The 22150-nt window shown below is 24.2% G+C and carries 23 protein-coding genes; 14 read left to right on the plus strand and 9 right to left on the minus strand.

Annotated elements, in window-relative coordinates:
- The first annotated feature begins 8 nt into the window (after positions 1-8).
- The 6 genes from AVBRAN_RS10830 (at position 9) to AVBRAN_RS10855 (ending at position 4800) form a co-directional block, all read left to right on the plus strand.
- Positions 9-659, plus strand: a complete 651-nt coding sequence (locus tag AVBRAN_RS10830; protein ID WP_239803790.1) for a hypothetical protein — start codon at positions 9-11, stop codon at positions 657-659.
- An 11-nt stretch (positions 660-670) separates the two neighbouring features.
- The gene (locus tag AVBRAN_RS10835; protein WP_239803791.1) at positions 671-1966 is read left to right on the plus strand and encodes a hypothetical protein; all 1296 of its coding nucleotides are present in this window, start codon (positions 671-673) and stop codon (positions 1964-1966) included.
- 17 nt (positions 1967-1983) lie between these two features.
- Positions 1984-2646, plus strand: coding sequence for a DNA/RNA non-specific endonuclease (locus AVBRAN_RS10840; RefSeq protein ID WP_239803792.1), 663 nt, complete (start codon positions 1984-1986; stop codon positions 2644-2646).
- Positions 2647-2740: 94 nt separating this feature from the next.
- Positions 2741-2932, plus strand: a complete 192-nt coding sequence (locus tag AVBRAN_RS10845) for a hypothetical protein (RefSeq protein WP_239803793.1) — start codon at positions 2741-2743, stop codon at positions 2930-2932.
- Positions 2925-3161 carry a hypothetical protein gene (locus AVBRAN_RS10850; protein ID WP_239803794.1) on the plus strand — a complete coding sequence of 79 codons (237 nt, stop codon included), beginning with the start codon at positions 2925-2927 and terminating at the stop codon, positions 3159-3161. Before AVBRAN_RS10845 ends, AVBRAN_RS10850 begins: the two co-directional genes overlap by 8 nt.
- Positions 3136-4800: a hypothetical protein gene (locus tag AVBRAN_RS10855; protein WP_239803795.1), complete on the plus strand. Its 1665-nt coding sequence runs from the start codon at positions 3136-3138 to the stop codon at positions 4798-4800. The genes AVBRAN_RS10850 and AVBRAN_RS10855 overlap by 26 nt, the downstream gene beginning before the upstream one ends.
- Here AVBRAN_RS10855 and AVBRAN_RS10860 read toward each other — a convergent pair.
- From AVBRAN_RS10860 to AVBRAN_RS10870, 3 genes are read right to left on the minus strand one after another with little or no spacing between them, the layout of a single operon-like run.
- Positions 4795-5778, minus strand: a complete 984-nt coding sequence (locus AVBRAN_RS10860; RefSeq protein ID WP_345774111.1) for a DNA cytosine methyltransferase — start codon at positions 5776-5778, stop codon at positions 4795-4797. The genes AVBRAN_RS10855 and AVBRAN_RS10860 overlap by 6 nt on opposite strands.
- Complete coding sequence (locus AVBRAN_RS10865) at positions 5771-6100, minus strand: hypothetical protein (RefSeq protein WP_239803796.1); 330 nt, start codon at positions 6098-6100, stop codon at positions 5771-5773. The genes AVBRAN_RS10860 and AVBRAN_RS10865 overlap by 8 nt, the downstream gene beginning before the upstream one ends.
- On the minus strand, positions 6097-7044 hold the full coding sequence (locus AVBRAN_RS10870) for a hypothetical protein (protein ID WP_239803797.1): 948 nt from the start codon (positions 7042-7044) through the stop codon (positions 6097-6099). Before AVBRAN_RS10870 ends, AVBRAN_RS10865 begins: the two co-directional genes overlap by 4 nt.
- A 140-nt stretch (positions 7045-7184) precedes the next feature.
- Here AVBRAN_RS10870 and AVBRAN_RS10875 point away from each other — a divergent pair, with 140 nt between their 5' ends.
- Positions 7185-7712 (plus strand): hypothetical protein, encoded by a 528-nt coding sequence (locus AVBRAN_RS10875; protein ID WP_239803798.1) that lies wholly within the window; start codon positions 7185-7187, stop codon positions 7710-7712.
- Between the two features lie 2 nt (positions 7713-7714).
- On the opposite strand, the gene AVBRAN_RS10880 is transcribed toward AVBRAN_RS10875, so the two are convergent.
- Positions 7715-8494: a hypothetical protein gene (locus tag AVBRAN_RS10880; protein ID WP_239803799.1), complete on the minus strand. Its 780-nt coding sequence runs from the start codon at positions 8492-8494 to the stop codon at positions 7715-7717.
- Positions 8488-9906: a 3'-5' exonuclease gene (locus tag AVBRAN_RS10885; protein ID WP_239803800.1), complete on the minus strand. Its 1419-nt coding sequence runs from the start codon at positions 9904-9906 to the stop codon at positions 8488-8490. The genes AVBRAN_RS10880 and AVBRAN_RS10885 overlap by 7 nt, the downstream gene beginning before the upstream one ends.
- 82 nt (positions 9907-9988) lie before the next feature.
- Here AVBRAN_RS10885 and AVBRAN_RS10890 point away from each other — a divergent pair, with 82 nt between their 5' ends.
- From AVBRAN_RS10890 to AVBRAN_RS10900, 3 genes are all read left to right on the plus strand, one after another.
- On the plus strand, positions 9989-10528 hold the full coding sequence (locus AVBRAN_RS10890) for a hypothetical protein (RefSeq protein ID WP_239803801.1): 540 nt from the start codon (positions 9989-9991) through the stop codon (positions 10526-10528).
- The gene (locus AVBRAN_RS10895) at positions 10529-10723 is read left to right on the plus strand and encodes a hypothetical protein (RefSeq protein ID WP_239803802.1); all 195 of its coding nucleotides are present in this window, start codon (positions 10529-10531) and stop codon (positions 10721-10723) included.
- 86 nt (positions 10724-10809) lie between these two features.
- Positions 10810-11190 carry a single-stranded DNA-binding protein gene (locus tag AVBRAN_RS10900; protein WP_275592006.1) on the plus strand — a complete coding sequence of 127 codons (381 nt, stop codon included), beginning with the start codon at positions 10810-10812 and terminating at the stop codon, positions 11188-11190.
- Here the strand turns inward: AVBRAN_RS10900 and AVBRAN_RS10905 are convergent, their stop codons facing one another.
- Positions 11191-11718 (minus strand): hypothetical protein, encoded by a 528-nt coding sequence (locus AVBRAN_RS10905; RefSeq protein ID WP_239803803.1) that lies wholly within the window; start codon positions 11716-11718, stop codon positions 11191-11193.
- A gap of 124 nt (positions 11719-11842) precedes the next feature.
- Between AVBRAN_RS10905 and AVBRAN_RS10910 the strand changes: the two genes are divergently transcribed.
- The 4 genes from AVBRAN_RS10910 (at position 11843) to AVBRAN_RS10925 (ending at position 13265) form a co-directional block, all read left to right on the plus strand.
- On the plus strand, positions 11843-12076 hold the full coding sequence (locus AVBRAN_RS10910; protein WP_239803804.1) for a hypothetical protein: 234 nt from the start codon (positions 11843-11845) through the stop codon (positions 12074-12076).
- Positions 12077-12094: 18 nt separating this feature from the next.
- Entirely contained in the window at positions 12095-12265 is a 171-nt protein-coding gene (locus tag AVBRAN_RS10915) for a hypothetical protein (RefSeq protein ID WP_239803805.1), read from the plus strand.
- Positions 12266-12356: 91 nt separating this feature from the next.
- Entirely contained in the window at positions 12357-12866 is a 510-nt protein-coding gene (locus AVBRAN_RS10920; protein WP_239803806.1) for a hypothetical protein, read from the plus strand.
- Positions 12867-12938: 72 nt separating this feature from the next.
- Positions 12939-13265 (plus strand): hypothetical protein, encoded by a 327-nt coding sequence (locus AVBRAN_RS10925; protein ID WP_239803807.1) that lies wholly within the window; start codon positions 12939-12941, stop codon positions 13263-13265.
- Positions 13266-13719: 454 nt separating this feature from the next.
- On the opposite strand, the gene AVBRAN_RS10930 is transcribed toward AVBRAN_RS10925, so the two are convergent.
- The 3 genes from AVBRAN_RS10930 to AVBRAN_RS10940 are packed head-to-tail and all read right to left on the minus strand — an operon-like array spanning position 13720 to position 21948.
- The gene (locus AVBRAN_RS10930; RefSeq protein WP_239803808.1) at positions 13720-14484 is read right to left on the minus strand and encodes an AAA family ATPase; all 765 of its coding nucleotides are present in this window, start codon (positions 14482-14484) and stop codon (positions 13720-13722) included.
- Positions 14485-14505: 21 nt separating this feature from the next.
- Positions 14506-15270, minus strand: a complete 765-nt coding sequence (locus tag AVBRAN_RS10935) for a hypothetical protein (RefSeq protein WP_239803809.1) — start codon at positions 15268-15270, stop codon at positions 14506-14508.
- Between the two features lie 12 nt (positions 15271-15282).
- A complete protein-coding gene (locus AVBRAN_RS10940) occupies positions 15283-21948 on the minus strand; it encodes a hypothetical protein (RefSeq protein ID WP_239803810.1) in 6666 nt (2221 codons plus the stop codon).
- Between the last annotated feature and the right edge of the window lie 202 nt (positions 21949-22150).

Raw genomic sequence — 22150 nt, forward strand, 5'->3', positions numbered from 1 at the left:
GAGTTGAAATGAGTAAAATAAACGATTTAAATCAAAAAAAGAAAGGCTTTAGCATAGGAAAAATATTTTTAATATTAATTGTCTTAGGTTTAACGATAAAAGATATTGTTTGGCAAAATAGCTTTTTAATATTTTTAACAAGTATATTTGAAACCATAAACATTCAAATCACGACAGTTATATTATTATTTATTATGTTGTTGTGTTTAGTAATACCTTTAATAAAACTAAAAAATATTACACCAAATAGTTATATTGCATATTTGGAAGAAAGTAAATGTCAAACAATATTTACAATTACAGCCATATTATGTTTTTGTCTTTTTTATTTTGGAGGTGAAGTTTGGCATTATCAAAACATAAAAAGCATTAATTATTATTTTGATAAAAATAATGAAATATATAATTGTAATTTCAATATTAAAAATCAAACTTTTGATGGTGAATGTGATAATGAATTTTTGCAAAGAGTAGAAAGCTTAAGAAATGAAGGTGTAAAGTTTGATAAAAAGGAATTTTTAGAATTAGTTTTAGATTATGAAAATAAAAATAAACTTGAATTATGGTCAAGTTTTGATGATGAGCCTTATGTTAATATAATTCATACAAGAAATAAAGAGGTTTTTAACCATTTATTATTTAAAGCCACTAACCAATAAGGAGATAAGATATGCTTGAACAACAAATAATTAATACAATTTTTAAAGTAATAGACAATGAAATTGAGTATAGTCAAAGCAAGGGAAAAATTATAAACAAAGTTCAGCAATATCAAGTATTGTCTTCAAAAAGATATATAGATGCTATTAAAATAATAGGTGAAATTTTAGAAAAGTATGAAAATGTTTATTGGTATGCTAAAAAATATCATAATGGTAAATTGTATGGTTTAAAACCCCCATTCTATATATCAAAAGAAGAGGAGTTGGAACAAGAAATTGATTTTCTGTTCAAAACAATTATTTTTAATAATGAACAATCTTATCTAACAACAGAAGATTCATTATTTTTAGAAGAGATAAGTTCAGAATTTGTAGCACAAATAATTATTGATAAATGTAAAAAATATTTAATTAATTTTGATAAAAAAGATGAATTGGCTAAGGAAATAGACTTTATTATTACACATAACTCAGATTACGATATTTCAGATTTAATTTATTTAATTGTTAAATTTGATAAAGCTAATACTTTATCAAAACAAGAAATTAAAATTATCAATGAAATAAATGAAAAAAATATTAGTAAAGCTATTACAAAAAAACGCTTTATAAAAAAAATTCTTGAAGCGAACATAAACCATTTAAACGATGAACAAAAAATAAATATTTTTATATTGCTCTTTTTATACAATATCCAATATACAGATATTAATGAGAAACATTTTAAGATTTTCAAGAGCTACGCAAGAATATCTTTAGATTTTACAAAAATAGATTTGTTATTTTATAATTTAAATTTAGTTACAACTTTTTCTTTTTTTACAGAAATGGCTGAGCGTTTTTATGATATAGTAAGTGATGAACTTGAAGATATAGAAGTTAAGAAAGTAAAAATAAAGAATGATTATCGCATTGTAATAAAGCGTTTGTATCCAAATTTAACAGATAAAGAAAACTTGATAAAAAAAGCTTTAATTACTCCTACTGATACTGTTAAAAAGAAATTTTTTAATGCGTTTGCTTTAAAAATAATCAATATCACAAGTGTTGATTTTTTACACTTACATTTTTTACAATCTAATTTTCATCACACTTTTATAGAGCCTAAAAATACTCTTAATGATTCTGAATTGACAAAAATGTATATTAATAAATATATATATTTTATGAGAAGTTTTTGTGTTTATAATCATCTTTATAGAGATTTTGAAAATTTAATTTTAAATAATGAAAATAAATTACTTATAGAATATTTAAATAATAATTATAAAGATAATATAAGTAAATTGTATAAAGCGGTTTGATAGGAGGATATACCACAATGAAACAAAAGTTATCAGCTATATTATTAACATTAAGTTTAAATGCAAGTAACTATGCACATTATGAGCCAAGTAAAATGGCTCAAAAGTTTTTTAATAATTGTGATGTGGTTTTAGATAAGTTTTATTATCAAAATTGTTATGACTACTCTAAAAAATCAAGTTTAGCAGTTGCATATAAACTTGATAAAAATATGCTTGAGGCAGGACATATTAAAAATCGTCCTAAATTTGAGCCTGATTATAAATTAGCTAAAAAATATCGCACTGATTGGAATGATTATCTTCATTCGGGCTATGATAGAGGGCATATTCTATCAAATCAATCAATGAATGCTACAACAGATGCTCAAAGAAGCACCTTTTTAATGAGTAATATTGCACCTCAAACGCCAGAATTAAATCGCAATGTTTGGCTGAAAGCTGAAAAGCGTGAAAGACAAGTTGCTTTAGCTAAAGGTTGGGCTGAAGTAATTAATTTGATAGAATTTGATGAAAATAATAAAAGATATATCAAAAATGGAATTAGAGTGCCTAATTATTTCGTAAAAATTATTCTAAGTGATAATTTTCAAGAATGTTTTAGAATGCCTAATATTGAAATGTTTGAAAATGATAAGTTGAAAACTTATCGTGTTGACTGTGGGGAATTTAATGGTTAAATTTGGTTATTTATTTAAATGCCATTAGATTCAAGCATTAAGCAAAAAAACGCTTAAAAGTTTCATTAATTTCTTTTTTATTTAAGGAGAAATTATGTTGGAAGAAGTAGAAAGATATAAAATTTTTATTCCTATACTTAGAGGAATATCTGATAAAAGCATATTATTTTGCGATTATCTAGATTTTAAAGAAAAAAAACAAAAAGGAGAAGTAATAGACGTAGATTGTTCTATTGCTTTAGGTATTTTAGAAAGAAAAATAAAAAAAGGAGCTATTTGTGAATAAAAAATTATTAGAAATAATTGAAGAAGAAAATAAAATAATGTTGGCAAATAAAAAAATAAACAAAGACTATGAGCTTTTGATAGAAAATCAAGAATCTATAAAGAAAATGATAGATTATAATTTTTCTAAGAAGAAAATGATTGAAATAATAAAAAATTATTTTAAAGTTTCAATTAACCCAAAAGCATTAAATAGGTTTATTGATGAATACACCAATAAAGAAATTTAAAGATATTATTCCTACCCAACAAGAAGTAGGGCAAGAGGAATTAGATAGCTTTGTAAATATGTTTTATGATAAAAATCATAATTTCTTTTACAAAAATGAAAGTATCGAATCAACTGGCAAATCTGGTTGCATATGTGAGCTACGCCCTGATGAAGAAGTAGAAAGAAAAACAAAATTATATGAAGAGATAGAAAAAGCTAAATCAATATATGATTTAGAGTATTTTAAGACCAAAAGTTGTAGAGAAATTAATCTTCTTGATGTGGATAAAATGATAAAACTAAGAGAAGAATGGAAGAATGATAAATTTTCTTATGTTCTAATTTCAAAATTTATACAATCTTTATTTGATGTAAAAAATCATCTAAAAAAAATAACAAAAGATGAGGTTTTAGATACTTTTATGATGTTTGGACTTGCTAGTGGCTTTGAAAAGATACCAAATGCTTTTTCAGGCGTTCATGCAACAAACAAGGATAAAATCTATTCATCTAACAATTTAATAGATTGCTTTAAATATGATGATTATCAAATAATCTATAATGAATATTTTGATATTAAAAGACATTATTATTTCTACAATGAACGCTGTACTGGTGTTAATTATATAGATAGTTTTTCTATCAATAAATCAAAAGAATATTATAATAAGGTATTTTTTACTAACCAAGAAGATTTTAAAGAAAGAACAAGGATAGAAGAATTAAGAAGAACATTTTGTTACGAATACCTATCTTCAGATTTTCTTAGTTTTGATGATGATAAGCCTATGGCTGTTTTGCACACTAAAGCTCAAAAGTTTTGGGAATCTAGGCTAGATTGTTATAACAGAGGCAATCCTGTAAAAATTACATTCAATTCTGTTTGTCTTTGTCCATTATTTCATAAGTTATCAGATAAGTTTGATAAAAGATTACCATCTCAAGTAATGTTATCAGAATACTTTTGTTTTTATGGTTATCAAATGGCTACATTTAGATTAAAAAATAATTTATTAAAAGATGGTGAAAATCTATTAGAAAATCTAGCAGATTTTTTATTAGAGATTATAAAAGATGATGATTTATTGGATTTTATGATTAATAATTTCATGTTTATGTTTAATAAATATGAAAGAATTAGTAATTTTTTTAACTATGAGTTTGATGATGCTTTTAAAATATTCTTTTCGTTTTCAGATGATATCAGACTAAATTATCCATTCATTGTTTTAGAAAATATAAAAGCCAACGAACCAAAAATATATGAAATGTTTTTGAAAAGCAATTTTTCATTTTTTAATGAAATAACACCATTTTATGATATTAACTTAGTTAATAAAGCTTTTAGATTATATAACTTTTTAAAAACCTATAAAAATGATTTTCAGACTACTACACAACAAGATGTAGAATTTAATATAGAATGCCTAAAAATATATATTTTTGCAGGCTTACAAAACCACTTATTTTTTATTTTAGGCTATAAGCAAATAGAACTAGATTATTTATATATTTATTTTAGGAAGATTGGTTTTTTTAGTCCTAGTTTTGAACCAAATTCAGTAATTGAAGTGAATTATAAAAAAACTATTGAAGAGATGGAAAATTTTTTCAACGGTTTAAAAGAAAAATTTATAGAAAAATATGTAAAATTATAATTTAAGTTTATTTTTAATTTCTTCAGCAATTTTTATAGATAATTTTGGCGGAACTGCATTACCTACCATTTTATAGCCATCATAAATTGAGTTATATTCAAATATAAAGTCGTCTGGAAATGATTGTATTCTAGCACATTCTCTAACACTGAGTCTTCTATATAATGGCAAGTTTGCATTATCAAACTCAAATAAATCCTTTGATATTTTAATCATTTTAGGAGCTTGTGGATGTAAAACTATATGTCTAGCACTTGCCAAAATAGTATAAGAGCATTCATTATATGCTTTGACCCTATTTCTAGACATAAACTGTGGAGAAAAACCACTTGTAAGATATTCATGGTTTGGAAAAGAGCAAATTGATTTTAAACTTTGAAAAGTAGTTCCTTTTGCACTATTGCTTAAATCTCTAATAATTTCAAGATTTTTTCTATCTTTTTCTTTTTTGATTGAAAAATCATCTATATTTAATTTTTCTTGAAAACCAATAAAAAAAACTCTTTCACGTTCTTGTGCTACACCAAAATCATTGGCGTTTAAAAGCATAATAAATATTTTATACTTTAATTCTTTAAAACTATTTAGAATAAAATTCAAACTCTCACTATGCTTTTTTGACAGTATTCCTTTTACATTTTCAGCAACAAAAAATAATGGATTTGTAATTTTTAAAATTCTTAAATATTCTAAAAATAATTGTCCTTTCGAAGATTTTAATCCTTCTTGTTTTCCAGCACAAGACCACGATTGGCAAGGCGGCCCACCTATAAGACCTTGAAACTTAAAATCATTTAAATAAGAGCTTTCAATTTTACTTATATCTTGTTTTAACAGAAGCGTTTTAGGGTAATTTTTTTCATAAGTAGCCCATATTGTTTTATCGTTTTCAATTGCGTGGGTGATATTAAAAGGTGCTTTGGAAAAGCCATAATCAAGACCTCCAGCACCTGAAAACAAACTTAATATTTTAATCAAAATCGTCTTCTTCTATTTCTTCTATTTCTTTCGTTTTTATGCTTTGGTCTTTAGATATTTGTTTATCATTTCTTTTAGGTATTTTCTTTAAATCTGCTTTATACGAGTATCTTTCTTTTATTATAGACATTTTTTCAGCAAACGCACCTTTTATAGTTTTGTCTTCTAAATTTGCCAATAATTCATTTTCTTTTTCAATAAAAGCATTTGCTAAACCTTTGTTTATTAATATATTTTTATCTTTAGCATTGACTAGCTTAATTAATACTGCAATATCAGAGTCTAACCCAATAGTCATAAATTTTTTATCAAACGCTATCATCTAACATCCTTTTTATTCTTATAATTTAAAATATAAGTCTTAGCATTAACATATATGCTATCCTCTTCATATTTTAATATTCTCTCTTCACCTATTTCTCTATTAATTTTTTCCCAATCTAACAATTTAGCTCCTCCACCAACAATACAAAATATATCACTGTTAATAACTTCTTTTTTATTCAATATCGCTATTATTTCATTAGTAAAGATTTCTTTACTTTTATTGATTATTTCACTTAAATCAATAATTTTTTTACCTTTTCTGATTTTAAACCTATTTTTTTCACCATTTAAATATTGATTTATTTCTTGTTGCGACAAAAATAAACCTTTATCTTTTAAAAAAGAGTTGATTGGTTCAATGGCTTTATTCACTCCAAAAATATTGCTAATTTTTATATTATTATTTAATATACCATTTTCATAATAATGTATATCGTTGGTAAAAAAACCAATATCTAAAACTGTAACATTCTCGTTTAAATCTCCAAAATCATCAATTTTATTTTTGATTAAAGGGTATATATCACCCTGCTTAAAGATTTTTACATCTGAAAAAGCATATTCTTTATTATTTACTGTAAAGCTTTTTAAGATTTTTCTTAAGTCTTTTAGAATCTCTTTATTTATTTCGCTAATCCCGAATAAAAGTACAGTTTCATTTATTTGTTTTTCTATTTTCAACTCATTAATAACATGAGCCAAAAATACAGGCGAATACTTAATAATAAAATCATCATTAAGAGTATCAAGGTTATCGTTTGATACTGCACCTATTTTTATATATTCATCATTGTAGTGATAAATATTTTCTTGTTCCTCTAAGTCTTTTTGAAATGCGTAAGAAATTGCACTTGGACAAATATATTCTTTCACTTCATTATTTTTTTCAAAAATAACTTTGCACAAAGAATACCCTAAATCAACACTTAAAATATTCATTTTTTCTCCTTCTAGTAAAATCAATTAATAATATCAAAAAAATATTACTATGTCAATAAAAATTTTTATTAATTCATAATTATTAATTTAATTATTATAAAATAATATTATTGATATTAATAAACTTAGAAAGGAAATTAATGAAAATTATTCCACAAATTTTAATAAATGATACAAAAAATATAGATGTTCAAAAAGCTCACGCATTAGAGTATTATATAAGATTAGCAAAAAGAAATTGCCATATTTTTTTAGATGAATACTATAAAAACTATACTTCAATATCAATAGATAAAAAATATTTTTTATTAGCAGAAGCATCAGATGTTTTTAGCTATTTAGAAGCAATAGCGGATTTGATTGATAAAATTAGGAATTATACATTTGATACTTGGAGTGGAGCAAAACCTATATTCAATCCGTTAGAAGAAGGTAAATTTTATAAAAGCTCGTATATAAATACGGAGAATTTAGATATAAATGTTTTTAAAGATATATTAATTAAAGAAAAATTAGTTAAAATATTCGAAAATTTAGAATGGGAAAATTTATGTAATCTCATTACTAAAGTTTATAATCTTTTAGATAAAGAATTAAGAGAGGCAAATATTAAAGATAATTGTTGGAAAAGAACAACTAATAGATTTAACCTTTGCTGGGATATGTGATTTTACTTTCTTTGATAGTGATTATTTAAATAATATTCTTTATTTTGCTGTTGCAATTCTTCTTCAATCAGACAATCAGCCATTTCACTGATTTGTTCTACGTCTATATCTTCTAAGTTAAACAAAACATTATCTAAATGTTTAGTATTTAAATTTGGATTACTATAAATCACAATATTCTCTAAGTTATCTAAATTTGTTTCTTTATTTTTATTTTTTAATTTATTAAATTCACTTAAATTAATTAGAAAAGTTTCATCTAGATTTTTTTCATCTATATAATCAAAAAAAGTATTTAGAAAATAATTTTTTTTATCTATATCTAAATTTTGACTAAGCTCAAATAATAAACAATCTTTTTGATTGTCTGAAATATTTTTTTTTAATGGAATAAATTTATTGTTATTTAAAAAAAGAATATTATTTTTAATATGAAAATTATCAATTTTTATATCCTTAGTAAAAAAATTATTTAATACTGTTGAAGTTAACCTATATTCTATTTCTAGCATAGATTTTATTTTTTCATTTTTTATATCTTGTTTATCAAGTTCATTTTTTATAATTTTTAAAATGTCTAGATTATCTTTTTTTGTAATTTGTTTTACAAGTCCACCTAATGAGATAAAAACTTCTTTGGTGTTCATTTGTTTTATTTTCTTCTTAACTATTTCTAAAAATTGGGTTTCACTATTGCAATTATGCAATATTTTTATTATTTGCTCTCTAGTGAAACCATTTCTGATTAATATATGAGTATCTATATTAATCTTTTTTAACATAGCAATTCCTTAATTTTTTCATTATCTAAAAAATTTTTTTCATTTATATTTATTTTATATTTAGCTCTAGTAATAGCTACATATAATAACCTTAATTCTTCCTCACACCTTTCAATATTTTCTTTTTTAAGTTTAGACAAATCTAAAAAATCATCCGATAAAGTAACTTCGTCAAATTCTAGTCCTTTAGATTTATGAGCTGTACTAAAAATCATATCAGCATCTTTCATTTTTACGCCATTTGAAGCCTCTTTAAGCTTTTTTTTAATATCAAAAATAGATATTTTATTATTAACAAAAAAGAGAAAGGAAGTAGTTTTACTCTTCCACTCGACATTATCGGTTTCGCCTATATTTTTTAAAAACTCTTTTGCGTTATTAAAATTTTTAAGAAAAGGATTTTTTATTCTTTCTTTTATACCTTCATTTTTTGAAAATAATAAGCATAAATCTTCTAAATCTTGAAGATTATAGGATTTTAATCCGCCTACAAAAAAAAGTTTTTTATGAGAATTATTATAAGCGTTTTTTAATAAGTTTAAGTTAGTTCTACTTAAATATGCTTTGCTTACACTTTCTGAATTTTTATTATTTAATCCTTTAAAATCTTTTTTTGCACCCAAAACTTGTAAATATTTATTAGCCAAAAAAGCTACACTAGGACTACATCTGAATGAATTAGTTAAATAAATTGTTTTTACTTCAATATTTTTTTTATTTGCAATTCTTTTTAAAACATTACTAGCTCCCCTAAAGCCATAAATAGATTGAAAACTATCACCAATAAAAATTTTTACTGCTTTTTGTTTTAATAAAATATCAACTACACAATCATTTAAATCTTGTGCCTCGTCGACTAAAATTATATCATTTTTTAAAACAGGTGTTTTAGTTTGAAAAATTTTTAAATAAATATCGTGTGTGATAGGGTAATTATTATTTTCATTTATTAATAAGTTATAAATCTTTAGCGATTGATTGACCTCAAGCTTATTTGACGAATTTAAAAAATCTTTAAAACTTAAACAGTCACTTATTAAAAAATCTCTTAGATTGTCCAAAACTGTATGCGAAGAAAAGATATCTAGATTAATATTATTTTCTTGTGCTATTTCTAATATTATTTGTAGTGTTAAATCTCCTAATTTTTCTAATAATTTTTTAGATGTATTGATATATGCTAAACCGTGCATTGTAAAAATTTTTACATTCTTTAAATCTTTAAATTTACTTTCAGCTTCTTTTTTCATACTTGCGTTATAAACTAGATATAAAATATTTTTATTCGGTCGTTTTTTGCAAAATTCTAATAGGGTGCTAGTTTTTCCAGCTCCTGCGTAAGCTTCTACAATTACTGTGTTATTTTTGTCACAATCTAAATCTACTAATTCTTTTTGTTCTTCCGTTAACATAGGTAGAATTGTAAATAAATTTAACAAACAAACGCTTAAAAGTTTTTTTATATTTGCTAAAATTATTATTAGGAGAAAACATATGAAACATATATTTTTAGACGAAGAGGAAACCTTAAAACTCTTTATAGAGTTTATAAATAATAAAGACAAGAATGAGGTTTTTTGCGGTTTCAAAGAATACATTAAAGATATAGTCAACTTTTATAAAATTAGTTTAAAAGAATTAAGGATTTTATATGGTTTAGGTAATAAAAAATTAGAGATAGAGTTTCTTTCAAAATATTTAAAAGAATATTATAAAATAAATTTGGAAGATATGGAAAAAAATAAAAGTGTTAATAAGATATTTAAAAAATATATAAATATTTTAAATGACTACATATTGGAAATTGATTTTTTTATCAATAATTTAAAAAAAATATCGGTAAAAAATTGGATAGAATTTTTAAAATGGGGGTATCATTATGGCGAACTAGATACAGTTATAGAACTAATGCTTAATAACACAAGTATTAATAAAATAAAGAAGCTTGAAAAAAAGTTAGAAATAACAATTATAGCAAGAGATTTTAGAGATATTTATAATGATATATATCTTTTAAGTGAAAGTGATAGCTAAATGAATAATAAAGTATTGATAATAAAAGAACCCTTTGCTTTAGGCTATACTTTACCATTAAGTATAGCTAATGTTTTGGTTTATGAATATGAGGTTAATTTAAGACCACATAATAAGTTTAAACAAGATTTGAAGTTAAAAAAATTAAAACTAGAGTATAAAAATGGAGAACTTTTTTTATATAAAATTATTTAATCCTACACAACAGCAATTAAAACGCTTAAAAGATTTTTTTACCTTTATTAAAATATTTTATAATAAAAATAATTAAGGAGATAGAAATGAATGTTTGTAATTTTACAGGTAGGTTGGTGAATGAGGTAATGTTACATACCAAAGGGCAAACAATGTGGATAAATAATACATTGGCAATATATAATCGAAAAAAAGTAGATGAAAGGTGGGAAGAGGATACTATTTTTATAGAATTTTCTGCATTTGGAAAAAATGCAGAAATGATTAATAAATATACAAGAAAAGGTGATAGAATTTCATTAATAGGGAAAATTACACAAGAAAGATGGGTTGATAAAAATAATAATAATAGAACTCAACTAAAATTATTGGTTGAAAAAATTTATCTAATTGATTATATAAAACCTGATACAAATAAAAATAGTATTGAAAACATAAACGATGAAGATAGTGAAATTCCATTTTAATTAATTTAAATAATAAATTAAATCATTTAAGTTTTGCACCATTCTATTATTTATTATAATAAAATGGTGCATAGAGTTTGTTTTAATAGAAATCAAAAGCTTTGGATTAATTTTAAGTAATTCATATCTAATTTTTTCATATAGTTTTTTTCTAGTATTAAATTGTTCAATGTTAGAAATGTTCAATATTTCTAAAAAATCAAATAAAAATTTTTCATTTAAACTCATATAAAAATCATCATTATAATAATTATGTATTGTTTTATTGGAAATAAAATTTAATATTTTTTCATTAGGAACTTCTAAAAGTATTTTATTGTTAGTAATATTTATTATATTAAAAATAAAATTAGATGGAATTGATAATAAAAAAATTCTATTTTCAATAAATTTATCTTTTTTTACAAATTGACTAGGCATCCAAAAACCTTCATAAGTATTTTTATATTTTGCTAAAAAAATTAAAATAGCTTTTTCGGTTTCTTTTAAGATTATAAGTTTTTTTGGCAGTTTAATATCTATAAACATATTTTTACCTACTCTATTTTTTATATATTTTAACACAATAAGGTGAATTATCTAATACTTATCTTAAATTAAAACGCTTAAAAATAAAAATAATAATTAATCAAAATAATTAAAAGGAAAAAAAATGAGAGTAAAAACAACACAAAAAAATCTTAAAGAATTAATAAAAAATAATATAGCAATAGATATTACATCTATAAGAGGTAATGAATTAAATAAAATTGGATTTTTTAATAGAAATTACTTAGTTAAAAAAATCTCAATAGGTATTTATGGAATTAATGGAGCTTTAATAGAACTTGATAATAAACTTTATGTAATAAGTAAAAGATGTAGTAATCTTTTTGCTTTAGTTTAAAATCAAAAAGGATAAAAAATGAAAAACTTAATAAAAAAAATGGGTCTTAGTTTTATATTAATAGGCTTTATAATAAATAATGAAATAGTTTTTTTTACTGCATATGGTAGTTTAGTTTTTTTAATTGGAACTTTTATCTCTGAAAAATTATTACAAAAGATAGTTGATAAAGTATATAATTGGTTATAACTAATTATATACTTTATATATAAAGTTTTTAATATAAAATTAAACGCTTAAAAATTAGAATAATTTTAATAAAAATAATAAAGGAAAAAATATGAAAATAATATTAGGAACAATGAAAAGTGGCAAATCTACTATATTAATTAATGAAATGATTAATGCGTTCAATAGTGGAAATAAATATGTTTTTATTAGACAAAGTAAAGATAAAAGAGATTTTATAGCAAGAGATATAAATATTGAAATAAAAAAATATAATTTTAAAAGTGAAAAATATTTATTTAATGATTTAAAAAATCATATAATTTTTATAGATGAAATTCAATTTTTAAATAAAAATATACTAGATAGAATTATAGAATTATCTATTAATAACAAAATTATAATGGCAGGTTTATTGAGTTATACTGATACAAATAAAATTTGGGAAAGTGTAGCATATATTTTGCCATATTGTAGAGAAATACAAAAACTAAATGCTTATTGTGAAAAATGTGGAAAACACAATGCAACGATACAACATTTTCAAGGTGGTAACAAAATTAGCGATAATTACACCGTATATTGCTTAGAATGTTATAACAAGATTATCAAACTAAATTAATAGTTTGATAATCAAATAAAAAACGCTTAAAAAATAAAATCATACTTATTGAAAATTAATTAAGGAGTAAAAATGGTAGAAAAAATAAAATTATTATTAAAAGAAAATAGAATTAATTATGAACCTGAAGTTGATAGATTATACATTAATACAAAAGATTATGATAGTGCAGAAGAATATTTATTAGGTTTTATTATTGGAGATTATGTATATATTGATTTAATTAATAATAATCTAATTTTTAATACTGATGATTATAAAGATGTGGAAAAGATTCGTAAAAGTTTTAAAGAAATAAAAGAAAGTAAAACTTTTAGCAATGAGTTTTTTAGAATTGAAGTTCCTATAAACAGTTGCGAGCTAGAAAAACAAATTGAATTTACGAAAAGGTTTTTATAAATTAGTATTAAGATATCAATGGATAAGGTATAAGATAGGATACTGATACCCTATCTTATACATAAGACAGGGCTACCCCAACACCCCAACACCCCAGCCCCATATGGGGCTGGGGAACCCACGCCCCAGCTGGGGCGTGGGTTATAGGTTTGGTAGGTTCTCGGCGGGTATGTAGCGTAAAGGGTATGCGTAACCTTAAAATAATATTAATTACTATATTGATAAAGGATTTAGTATATAAATAAGATTGATAATTATTATATTAAAAGGATATTAAAAAGAAGTAAGGATATAAAGATTAAAATTTAATAACTAAAATTGATGTATAATGTTAATGAGTTTTTTCTATATGTAGTATAGTGAAACTCCATGAAAAGGTGATTAAGCCGTATAGATTACGGCTTAATGTATATTAAAACATTATGTTTATCTCTATCTTGTTCTATTTCATTTATTAAATCGTTTCTGTTTTCCATTTAATTCCTTTTATAGGTTTTCTTTGTGTTGCTTCTTTTTCTTTAGTAGGAAAAATTTGTATTTCTTTTTCTTCAACCCCACCTAAAAAATACTTGGCATTTAAATTATCTTTTTCAATTTTAATAATATGTTTATTTTTATTTTTATCATAAGATAGGGAATAATGAACTCTTATAGCGTGTGCAAAGGCACTTGCTCCTCTCATTATAGCTTCTTCGTCATCATTGCTTTTTTTCCTATGATGATGCAAAAATAAAATAGCTTGATTATTCTCTTGGGCTATATGCGTTAAAATACTTACAAATTCTTTTGCCTCTTTATTGTCGTTTTCATTAAAATTAATAAAGGCTACGAGCGGGTCTAATACTACCAATTTATACTCTTTAAAGTATTCTTTTAACTCCTCCATTCTTTCTTGTGTAAATAATGTTTTGTCTATGATAACACTATCATCATTTATTTTTATTTTTGATAAATATGGTTTGTTGTTCATAGTTTTCATAATTTCATCGGCTCTTAATTTAATTTCTCCCATGCTATCTTCTGACAAGTGCATTAATATTTGAACATCTTCGTTTGTAGCTAAATCTAACGCACATTTTAAAGCTAAAGAGGTTTTGCCAACACTTCCGCTTGCTGACAAAATAGATACCTTGCCGATTGGTAAAGGTAGTAAATTTTCTAATAAAAATTCTGTTCTTTCTGCTTTTGCATTCAATAAATCTTGTTTAAAATAATTCATTTTTCTCCTTTATTGCTTAATTTACCATTTAACAACGTTTTCCCATAAATCTATTGGGATATAAATATTGTATTTTTCATAATCATCTAAAGCTACAATCAGACTTTCTCCTGTTAGTCCTACATAATCAGGTTGTTTAAAATTGCGTCTAAAATCTGATGCTTGTTCGTCATTTAATTCAAATTTGTATTCATTAATTATTTTTTTTCTATTTTGTTTTTTAAAAATAAGTTCCGTTCTATGCTTGATTGATTTAAAATTTAAAGCTTTTAAGGTTTTTACATATTCTTTGATTCGCAAAAAATCATAAGTGAGGTCATCTTCAACTCTATCATTGCTTATAATTTCAACACGAATACATTTTTGAATATTATCTATACGATATTTATCTATGATTTTTTTACTTAATTTGCTCTTGGGTGCTGATACATAAAACAAACATTGAGGGTCTTCTCCAATTTTAAGCTTTTTAAAGCCTAAGTGTTCATTAGCTCTTTTTAAAAAATCAACAATAAACTCATTATCCTTAAATGTTTCTTCAATTGGGGTAGTAGCTATACATAGCTTGGTATATTTTATAATATCCTTATTATGAAAACTTTCCTTAATAGTCCTTAGCTCTTCTTTTAAATCCCAAATAGCCCCCAATTCAATCATTTTACCTATAATACTAGAAAAAATAGTTTCATCTACCATCTGTTCATAATTTTTTAAAAATACCTTATCACCACATTCACACTGCTCTTTAATATAAGCACCTATAAAAAATTTATCCGTGTTACTCATTATAGCCTCCCATTATTGCCTATGAATATAATTACTTTGTTGTTGCTGTGTTTTTTCTTCAATATATTTAAAGCAATCATTTACGCAAGTCATATTAAGAATTTCATTTTCTTTAGTGTCTTTTAAATAAGATTTAAGCGTTCGTATATTGCTTTCGTCTTTGATAAATTGACCGTAAAAGCGTTTATCTAAACAGTCTTTAGAAGAAAGCACTTCTAAACCTTGAAACGCTTTATCTTTCATTGATAAACCTATTAAAAAGCTATCGTTTTCTATTTTGGCTAATGCAAAAGCAAAATAAGGTGTTTTTATTTCTCTCATCTGTCTTGCAATGGATTTATTACTATTTTCTGCATCACCATGTTTTTGCAAGGTGTTTTTTAAAAAATCATTAAAAAAGGTATAAATTTTTTCCTGACTCTCCATTGAGGTATCGTGGATTACCAAAGGCTGTCTACCTACTCTAGAAAAATAGTTATTTGCTTTAATTAAAATATTTTCACACTCTACAGCTTGTGGTGTTAACAAGCTGTTTATAGATAGCACCTCTCTTTGTAGGAGGTGATTATTTGTAGTGTTTAATTGTTGTTGTAAATATTCACTACTTTTAATTACTGGTCTTATTGCTATACACATTTTGGTCTCCAACATTTTGAATAAACTTTTAGCACTCAATAATAAAGTTCCTACGCTTTTAGCTGGATTCCAACCATCTGCTAATAAATCTTTGAATTTTGTTTCACTTATTGCCACAGGAATTTCAGAATTTTCCTGTTCCAATTTAGTCATTAATTCTGAAGGATTTCTAGCTTCTTCAAGTCGCTCATCTATCTTTATTCTATTGTTTGCGTTTGCAAAATTAACCAAAGAATAAAAATTATCTTCTATTACTAATACTTGAACTGATGAAGCTACTGAATTATTGCCTTTTAAATCTAAATATACTGAAAAATCATTATTATTATTTGCAATATCTTTTACTAAAAACGCAACAGGCATTTTTTGGGTATTATTATCTAAAGCAACATATTGTTCTTCTTTTATAGATTTTATAATAGTAGAGGTGTCCTTTTTTTCTTGAATATTTTTATTTGGCTTTTGTAAAACATCATTATAAATATTTAAGCAGAAAGCATCACTTACATCTGCATTTGGTGTTGTTGAAAAACGGATGTTTTCTATTGTCGTTACTCGTGGTAATTCAATAAAGTGTTTATTGAGAGTAGCTATAAATTTTTCATTGGTCTTATCGTTTTGTGTTAAATGAAATATATTTACTTTTCTATTGTCTTCCTCTCTCCAACCACAAGAATTAATATAATTAGTAACTAAATTAATTGCGTTTGGTGCTTGCGTTGAAGAGTTAGCAGAAATATATAAACTATGCTGATTTTCTTGTTTATTTGGGTGATAATAAGCAAACACATCTTTATAAGACTCCCCAATATAAACATTTAAATCTAGGTTAGAGATATCTAGTCTTTCATCAGTTACCAAAATAGCAGTAACACCAGCATCTCCTACATTCCTAACTTTTACATTAAACTTACCACTTTCATGAAATAAATTTGTTTTAGCGGTTCTTATCATTACACCATCAATATTATCAGAAAAAGTTGAAAAGTCAAAATCCATATTTGAATACTTTATAATTCCTAGCGAATCCTTTTCTGAGTATTTACTAGCAATAGAATACTCTAAATAACCAGATTGAGATTCATCCTTTGGTTTCATATATGTAAGCAATTCAATGCTTTCTGTTAATGAACTAGCATTAGTTAGCATTGAATATATTTCACTGTTAATTAAACTATGTAATAAAATAGGTATTTTTCCATTATAATCTTCAAATAATATTGATTTTTCACCATTCGAAATAATACAATTTGATTTGTCAAAACTAGCTTCTAAAATATCTTTATAATCTTCTAAATAATTAGATAAATCTAAATTGTTTTTAAAATAAATTTTTGCAAATTCAACAAACTCACTAGCTCCTGAAATTAATTCGTAAGAAAAACTTTTAGTAGTATTAAAAATATCTTTATGGGTGCATTTCGTTAATGCAGTTTCTGCATTAACTACCTCTCTTATTTCATGTTCCTTACAATAATCTGACAAACTCTCTATCATCGCAAAGTTTGTTAGCATTCTAGTTACTATAGGTTGTAACTCGTTAGGTATTTGATGTGAGACAAAATCGATATTATTATACTCTCTTAACTCCTCCAAATTCTGACCAAGAAAATTATCTCTTAAATCTCTTAAATATCTTGGCATCGGTAACCTTACTAATTCATCTATCGTTGTAGAGGAAAACTTTTCTATAAACCCTTTTTCATAATTGTCTTGAGTTTCTTCTGTTAATATATAAGTTATTTGTTCCTTCAACGGTTTTAAATCAACGCTATTGTCATTATCTGAATTAGCTAATTCAGTTGCTTCTTTTACATTAGATAATAGTAAATCCGTGTAAGAAATAGAATCTTTATTGATTCTGTTTTCATCCAATCTACCAAAAAAATCAAGAAAACCATCACGAAGTTTGTTATGATAATTGGTTTGTAATGCTCTCCAAGCATACTGAACTTTTTTATCTTGATTGTCAAGTGGTATTTGTTTTGCATAAATAGCTCTCATTGCAAAGTCTTGTTTGACATATTCTAAGCCATTGTAAATAATATCTTTAATAGTCGCATAAGGTATTGTTTCTTCTATTGTGACTGTAGAAGTATTTCTAGAAGAATTACTACTTCTTATTGCGTTTAGTAAATTTGCTCTTGAAAAATCGTTGTTTTTTATATATTCAATAGATTGTTTAATCTCATTAAAACCTGCTATATTTTTATCTAAATTTCTAAAATCATCAAATATTTTATTTAAATGCTCTGTAAAATTCTTAGATGAAGCGAATATATCTTCTTTTCCAAGAATATGTGCGTATATATATGCCAAATCATAAGCTGTCGAAGCATTACCAAATACACCTCTATTAAAATCATTAATTCTAAAATCTCCATTTTGTGTCGAATAAATTACCGCCTGTAGAGCTGTTTTTGCACTACCTGAAGTATCAAATAATTGACCGCCCTTCCACCCTAATGGAGAGTTGTTGATTAATTCATATTTATCATTAATATATTCTTTTTCAATAAAACCAGTTGAAACGAATATTTTATTCAAAATATTTTTAGCTGTTTTAAAACAAGCAGTTGGTATTGCAAATGCTCCTTCAAATTCTTGAAAAGCAAAGGCTTTTTTTAAGAATAATGGTGAGAACTTTGACACAATTAATTTATTATTATTTAAATCACTATTTTTATATAATTTAACTATATCTGAATTATTTTCTCCTTTTCTATCCAAAGAAACCCCTTGAATTGCTGTTTTTTTATTTAATACTACATCAGCCCAAATATTCTCTCCTTTTAAATTATTTAAGAAACATTTTGAATTAATTAAGTCTTGAGTAGGAAAGATATCAATAACTGTATTAACTATTTGATTAAATCTTGTATTTTTTTGTATATCTAGATTATTTATGTTGTATACACCATTATCACGCAAATCTGCTCGGAATACAGCACCTACAAGATTTTCTAAAAGTTCTACTTCTTTTGCCTTTTTTTCTTGGCTTGGTAATGCTTCTAGTTTGTACAGAGCATATTCATATAACAAATTTGAGTATGGTTTAATTCTAACTTCCCCAAAATCTTTTTTATCTTGATTTATATCATTGATAAAATTCTGCTGTATTATGTTAGCTTTTTCTTTTGAAATGTTATTGTTTATTAAATCTAGAAAAATATCCTTTGTTTTTTCTAGATTTGTATTTAGTAAATTGTAATTATTTTTATTAAATTCAAAAAAACTAGCTCGATGTAAAGAACCACCAACACCCAAAAAAATTATATCTTTATATTTTTGCATACCCTCCATAAAGCTCTGTTGAAATTTATTCGTGTTATATAAGCTATACGCTATTGTCTTAGAAAAATCAATAAAAGGCATATTGTATTTAGGTATCTTAGCATTTAGGGTTTGAAAAGCAATGCTAGAAGTAAATTTTTCATAGTAATTTTCAGCCTTTTTAATATTGTCACTTGTTGAGATGTCTAAAATCTTACTTTCTAATAACGATTCGTTGTTTTTTGCTCTTGGTGCATCTATAGATGCAAACTGTAGCATAGAATCAAATATTTCTTTGGTATTTTTTCTAATATGTGCAGAAAATTTTTCTATAAATTGTGTCGCATTTCCTATTTCGGATAATATAATTTCAGCAGAAACTATATTTATGTTTGAATTAGTATTTTCTTTTACCTCGTAAATATTATATGAGCTATTTGAAATTGCTTGAGAAAATTTAATATTATTACTGATAGCTACATCATCTAAAAATATTTTGTTTTCATTTTTTCTGTAGCAAAGCTGAGAGGTATTGTTAATTTTATTTTTTAAAGTATTAATTTTATTTCCACAAATACAAAAAATATCGTTTGATACAATATAGCTACTTTTTTGAAAATAATTATCTAAAGGTGTATTTGTTTTTATAAATTCTTTCAACGGCTGTGCTTCATGATAACTTATTGTAGTATCAACTAAAGACTTTGAAGTTGCAATAGAGCTACAATCCAAACTTTCTTTAGATTCAACTTCTATAAAACCAATATGACCCATCTTAGAATCAATAAATGTTTCGTAGTCAAAATTAGAGCCTTCTTGAATTTGAGTATTTTTATATTCAAGTGCTAATTCATAATTTTCTATCTTTGAAATATTATTTAAAAACCTTGCGGTATTTTCTATAGTAGAATTTGGCAAAATTGTATTTTTATTTTTCATAATAGAAGAAAAAGTGACATAGCTTTTTGAATCATACTCTTCTGTTTGAGTTCTATTATTTTTATTACTAGTTTCGAAATCAGAATAAACAAAATGCTCTTCATTATTATTAACAAAATTATTTATTAATTTAAATACTGGATATTCTTCTGATTGATTTATTCTATCTAAACATAAGTTTATATCATTGAAACTAAACTTAAGTGGGATAGTTCTTTTTTTATTTGATTTACTAATATAACTTTCATTAAGATAAAGATTAAAAACATTATAGGCAGTATCACGAGACATTAAACTGTCTAAATTAAATTGTAAAAGTTCATTGTTTGAATAATGTTGTAATGCACTTAAAAAGCTTAAAGGGTCATTATCATTACTAGACAAGTTATAACCAAAAGTCCTAAATTTAGACTTTCTATCAGAATATTTTTCAACAGACTCCGCAACAATGATTTGTGCATAACCTTTTTGGTTTATATCATTTATTAATGGGTTGTTTTTATCTAGACTATAAATAATATCCTTTACAGATAACATTTTTTTATTTGAATCTAACGGAACTGCCCTTAATTCTTCATAATTGTCAGCTAATTTTTTAAAAAATGTTTTCTCGACCAAATCCACTAAATCAGAGCTATTATTATATATTTGCTTATAATTATTTTTAACCTCTCGTGTTTTAAGCATAACCTCTTTTATGAGGTTTTTAGGTAAATTAGTATACAAATCTTTTAAATAGTTTAATTCCCTTAATGTTTTTTCTTTATCAACAACGCCAGATTCCTTATTCCATTTTTGAGATAATGATTCAGATAGTTTTTTTATTTCTTTTAGCGTATCAAATAGTTTATAGTCTTCTTTAAAATTTTCTAATATTTTATTATTTTTTAATTCTATTAAAAAAGGTTTAGTTTCTGTATTTTCTTCTGTTTTTTTAATTAAATCTTCTAAAATTGGAATGACTCGTGGGTAGTATGATATCATTTTATCTATATTTGAAATATCTTGCCCTAAAGGGATATAATCATTCAATAAACTTATCTTTTGTATTTCTGAGAAAGAAGGAGTATTGATGAAATTAAAAAATTCTTCTATATGTTTTTCTTTTTCTTCTAATGTTGATATATTTTTTTCATTAGCAAAAGCATTTAAAAATTTTTTAAAGTTTTCCTTTGAATTTAAATTGGAAATTTCAAACTGCTCTAAATAATTCCCAAAACCAATCAATAATGTATCGCCAAAATTTTTAAAAACCCTCTTTAAAGAACCATTATGAATAAAATCATTTAAATTAAAAATCTTCTCCTCTGTTTCTTTTATTTTTTGTATGACTTCAGTTTCTTGATTAGATAATAGATTATCGTAATTTTCAAAAATTTCCTTTTTTGTTTTTGCTAGTGCCATAGATAAAAGATATAAGGCTTTTTGTGGAATAAAAGCTCGTTTTATATCTTCGGGCGTTGAACTTATATGCTTAAATAAGTTTAGACTAGCCAAATTTTTTAAATTGAGCTGTGTCTGTGCTATTTCATCTGCCAAAGGTTTGTTAGAGGAAACATAGCTTACTAGAGATGCTTCCCATAATGCAACTATATTATTTTTATGGGTTTTGTAATTTTGTATATTATGTTCTTTTAATGATTTGTATTGAATTTGGATATTATCCAATACATTATATAGCTCATAAGTATTGTGCTTTCCTAAACTATTTAAGATATTTGTTGTCTCTTTTTGAATTTCTTCTATATTACCTTTTAATAAAGAACTTTTGTTCAACATACTTTCGATTTCTTCTCTTAAACTAATAAGATAGTTCTCTGTTACTTGCATATATACCCCTTTTTTATTTTGATTATACCCTATTTAAATTAAAAAAGTCAAGCATTTAATTATAATATGGTAAGGGTATTGGTATAAAAAATAATAAGGGTATGTGAATATAAACTTAAATATAAATAAAATAATTATATTTTTTATTTATATTTAAGTTATTTTTAATAGTAAAAGTATAATATAATACGAGGAGAATTAT

This window comes from Campylobacter sp. RM12651 (genome assembly GCF_022369475.1).
Taxonomy (GTDB): domain Bacteria; phylum Campylobacterota; class Campylobacteria; order Campylobacterales; family Campylobacteraceae; genus Campylobacter_E.

Bases quoted from the DNA above. Each gene is read 5' to 3' on its own strand.
- AVBRAN_RS10830 (WP_239803790.1), top strand. From the start codon at position 9: ATGAGTAAAATAAACGATTTAAATCAAAAAAAGAAAGGCTTTAGCATA.
- AVBRAN_RS10835 (WP_239803791.1), top strand. From the start codon at position 671: ATGCTTGAACAACAAATAATTAATACAATTTTTAAAGTAATAGACAAT.
- AVBRAN_RS10840 (WP_239803792.1), top strand. From the start codon at position 1,984: ATGAAACAAAAGTTATCAGCTATATTATTAACATTAAGTTTAAATGCA.
- AVBRAN_RS10845 (WP_239803793.1), top strand. From the start codon at position 2,741: ATGTTGGAAGAAGTAGAAAGATATAAAATTTTTATTCCTATACTTAGA.
- AVBRAN_RS10855 (WP_239803795.1), top strand. From the start codon at position 3,136: ATGAATACACCAATAAAGAAATTTAAAGATATTATTCCTACCCAACAA.
- AVBRAN_RS10865 (WP_239803796.1), bottom strand. From the start codon at position 6,100: ATGATAGCGTTTGATAAAAAATTTATGACTATTGGGTTAGACTCTGAT.
- AVBRAN_RS10870 (WP_239803797.1), bottom strand. From the start codon at position 7,044: ATGAATATTTTAAGTGTTGATTTAGGGTATTCTTTGTGCAAAGTTATT.
- AVBRAN_RS10875 (WP_239803798.1), top strand. From the start codon at position 7,185: ATGAAAATTATTCCACAAATTTTAATAAATGATACAAAAAATATAGAT.
- AVBRAN_RS10880 (WP_239803799.1), bottom strand. From the start codon at position 8,494: ATGTTAAAAAAGATTAATATAGATACTCATATATTAATCAGAAATGGT.
- AVBRAN_RS10885 (WP_239803800.1), bottom strand. From the start codon at position 9,906: ATGTTAACGGAAGAACAAAAAGAATTAGTAGATTTAGATTGTGACAAA.
- AVBRAN_RS10890 (WP_239803801.1), top strand. From the start codon at position 9,989: ATGAAACATATATTTTTAGACGAAGAGGAAACCTTAAAACTCTTTATA.
- AVBRAN_RS10895 (WP_239803802.1), top strand. From the start codon at position 10,529: ATGAATAATAAAGTATTGATAATAAAAGAACCCTTTGCTTTAGGCTAT.
- AVBRAN_RS10900 (WP_275592006.1), top strand. From the start codon at position 10,810: ATGAATGTTTGTAATTTTACAGGTAGGTTGGTGAATGAGGTAATGTTA.
- AVBRAN_RS10905 (WP_239803803.1), bottom strand. From the start codon at position 11,718: ATGTTTATAGATATTAAACTGCCAAAAAAACTTATAATCTTAAAAGAA.
- AVBRAN_RS10910 (WP_239803804.1), top strand. From the start codon at position 11,843: ATGAGAGTAAAAACAACACAAAAAAATCTTAAAGAATTAATAAAAAAT.
- AVBRAN_RS10915 (WP_239803805.1), top strand. From the start codon at position 12,095: ATGAAAAACTTAATAAAAAAAATGGGTCTTAGTTTTATATTAATAGGC.
- AVBRAN_RS10920 (WP_239803806.1), top strand. From the start codon at position 12,357: ATGAAAATAATATTAGGAACAATGAAAAGTGGCAAATCTACTATATTA.
- AVBRAN_RS10925 (WP_239803807.1), top strand. From the start codon at position 12,939: ATGGTAGAAAAAATAAAATTATTATTAAAAGAAAATAGAATTAATTAT.
- AVBRAN_RS10930 (WP_239803808.1), bottom strand. From the start codon at position 14,484: ATGAATTATTTTAAACAAGATTTATTGAATGCAAAAGCAGAAAGAACA.
- AVBRAN_RS10935 (WP_239803809.1), bottom strand. From the start codon at position 15,270: ATGAGTAACACGGATAAATTTTTTATAGGTGCTTATATTAAAGAGCAG.
- AVBRAN_RS10940 (WP_239803810.1), bottom strand. From the start codon at position 21,948: ATGCAAGTAACAGAGAACTATCTTATTAGTTTAAGAGAAGAAATCGAA.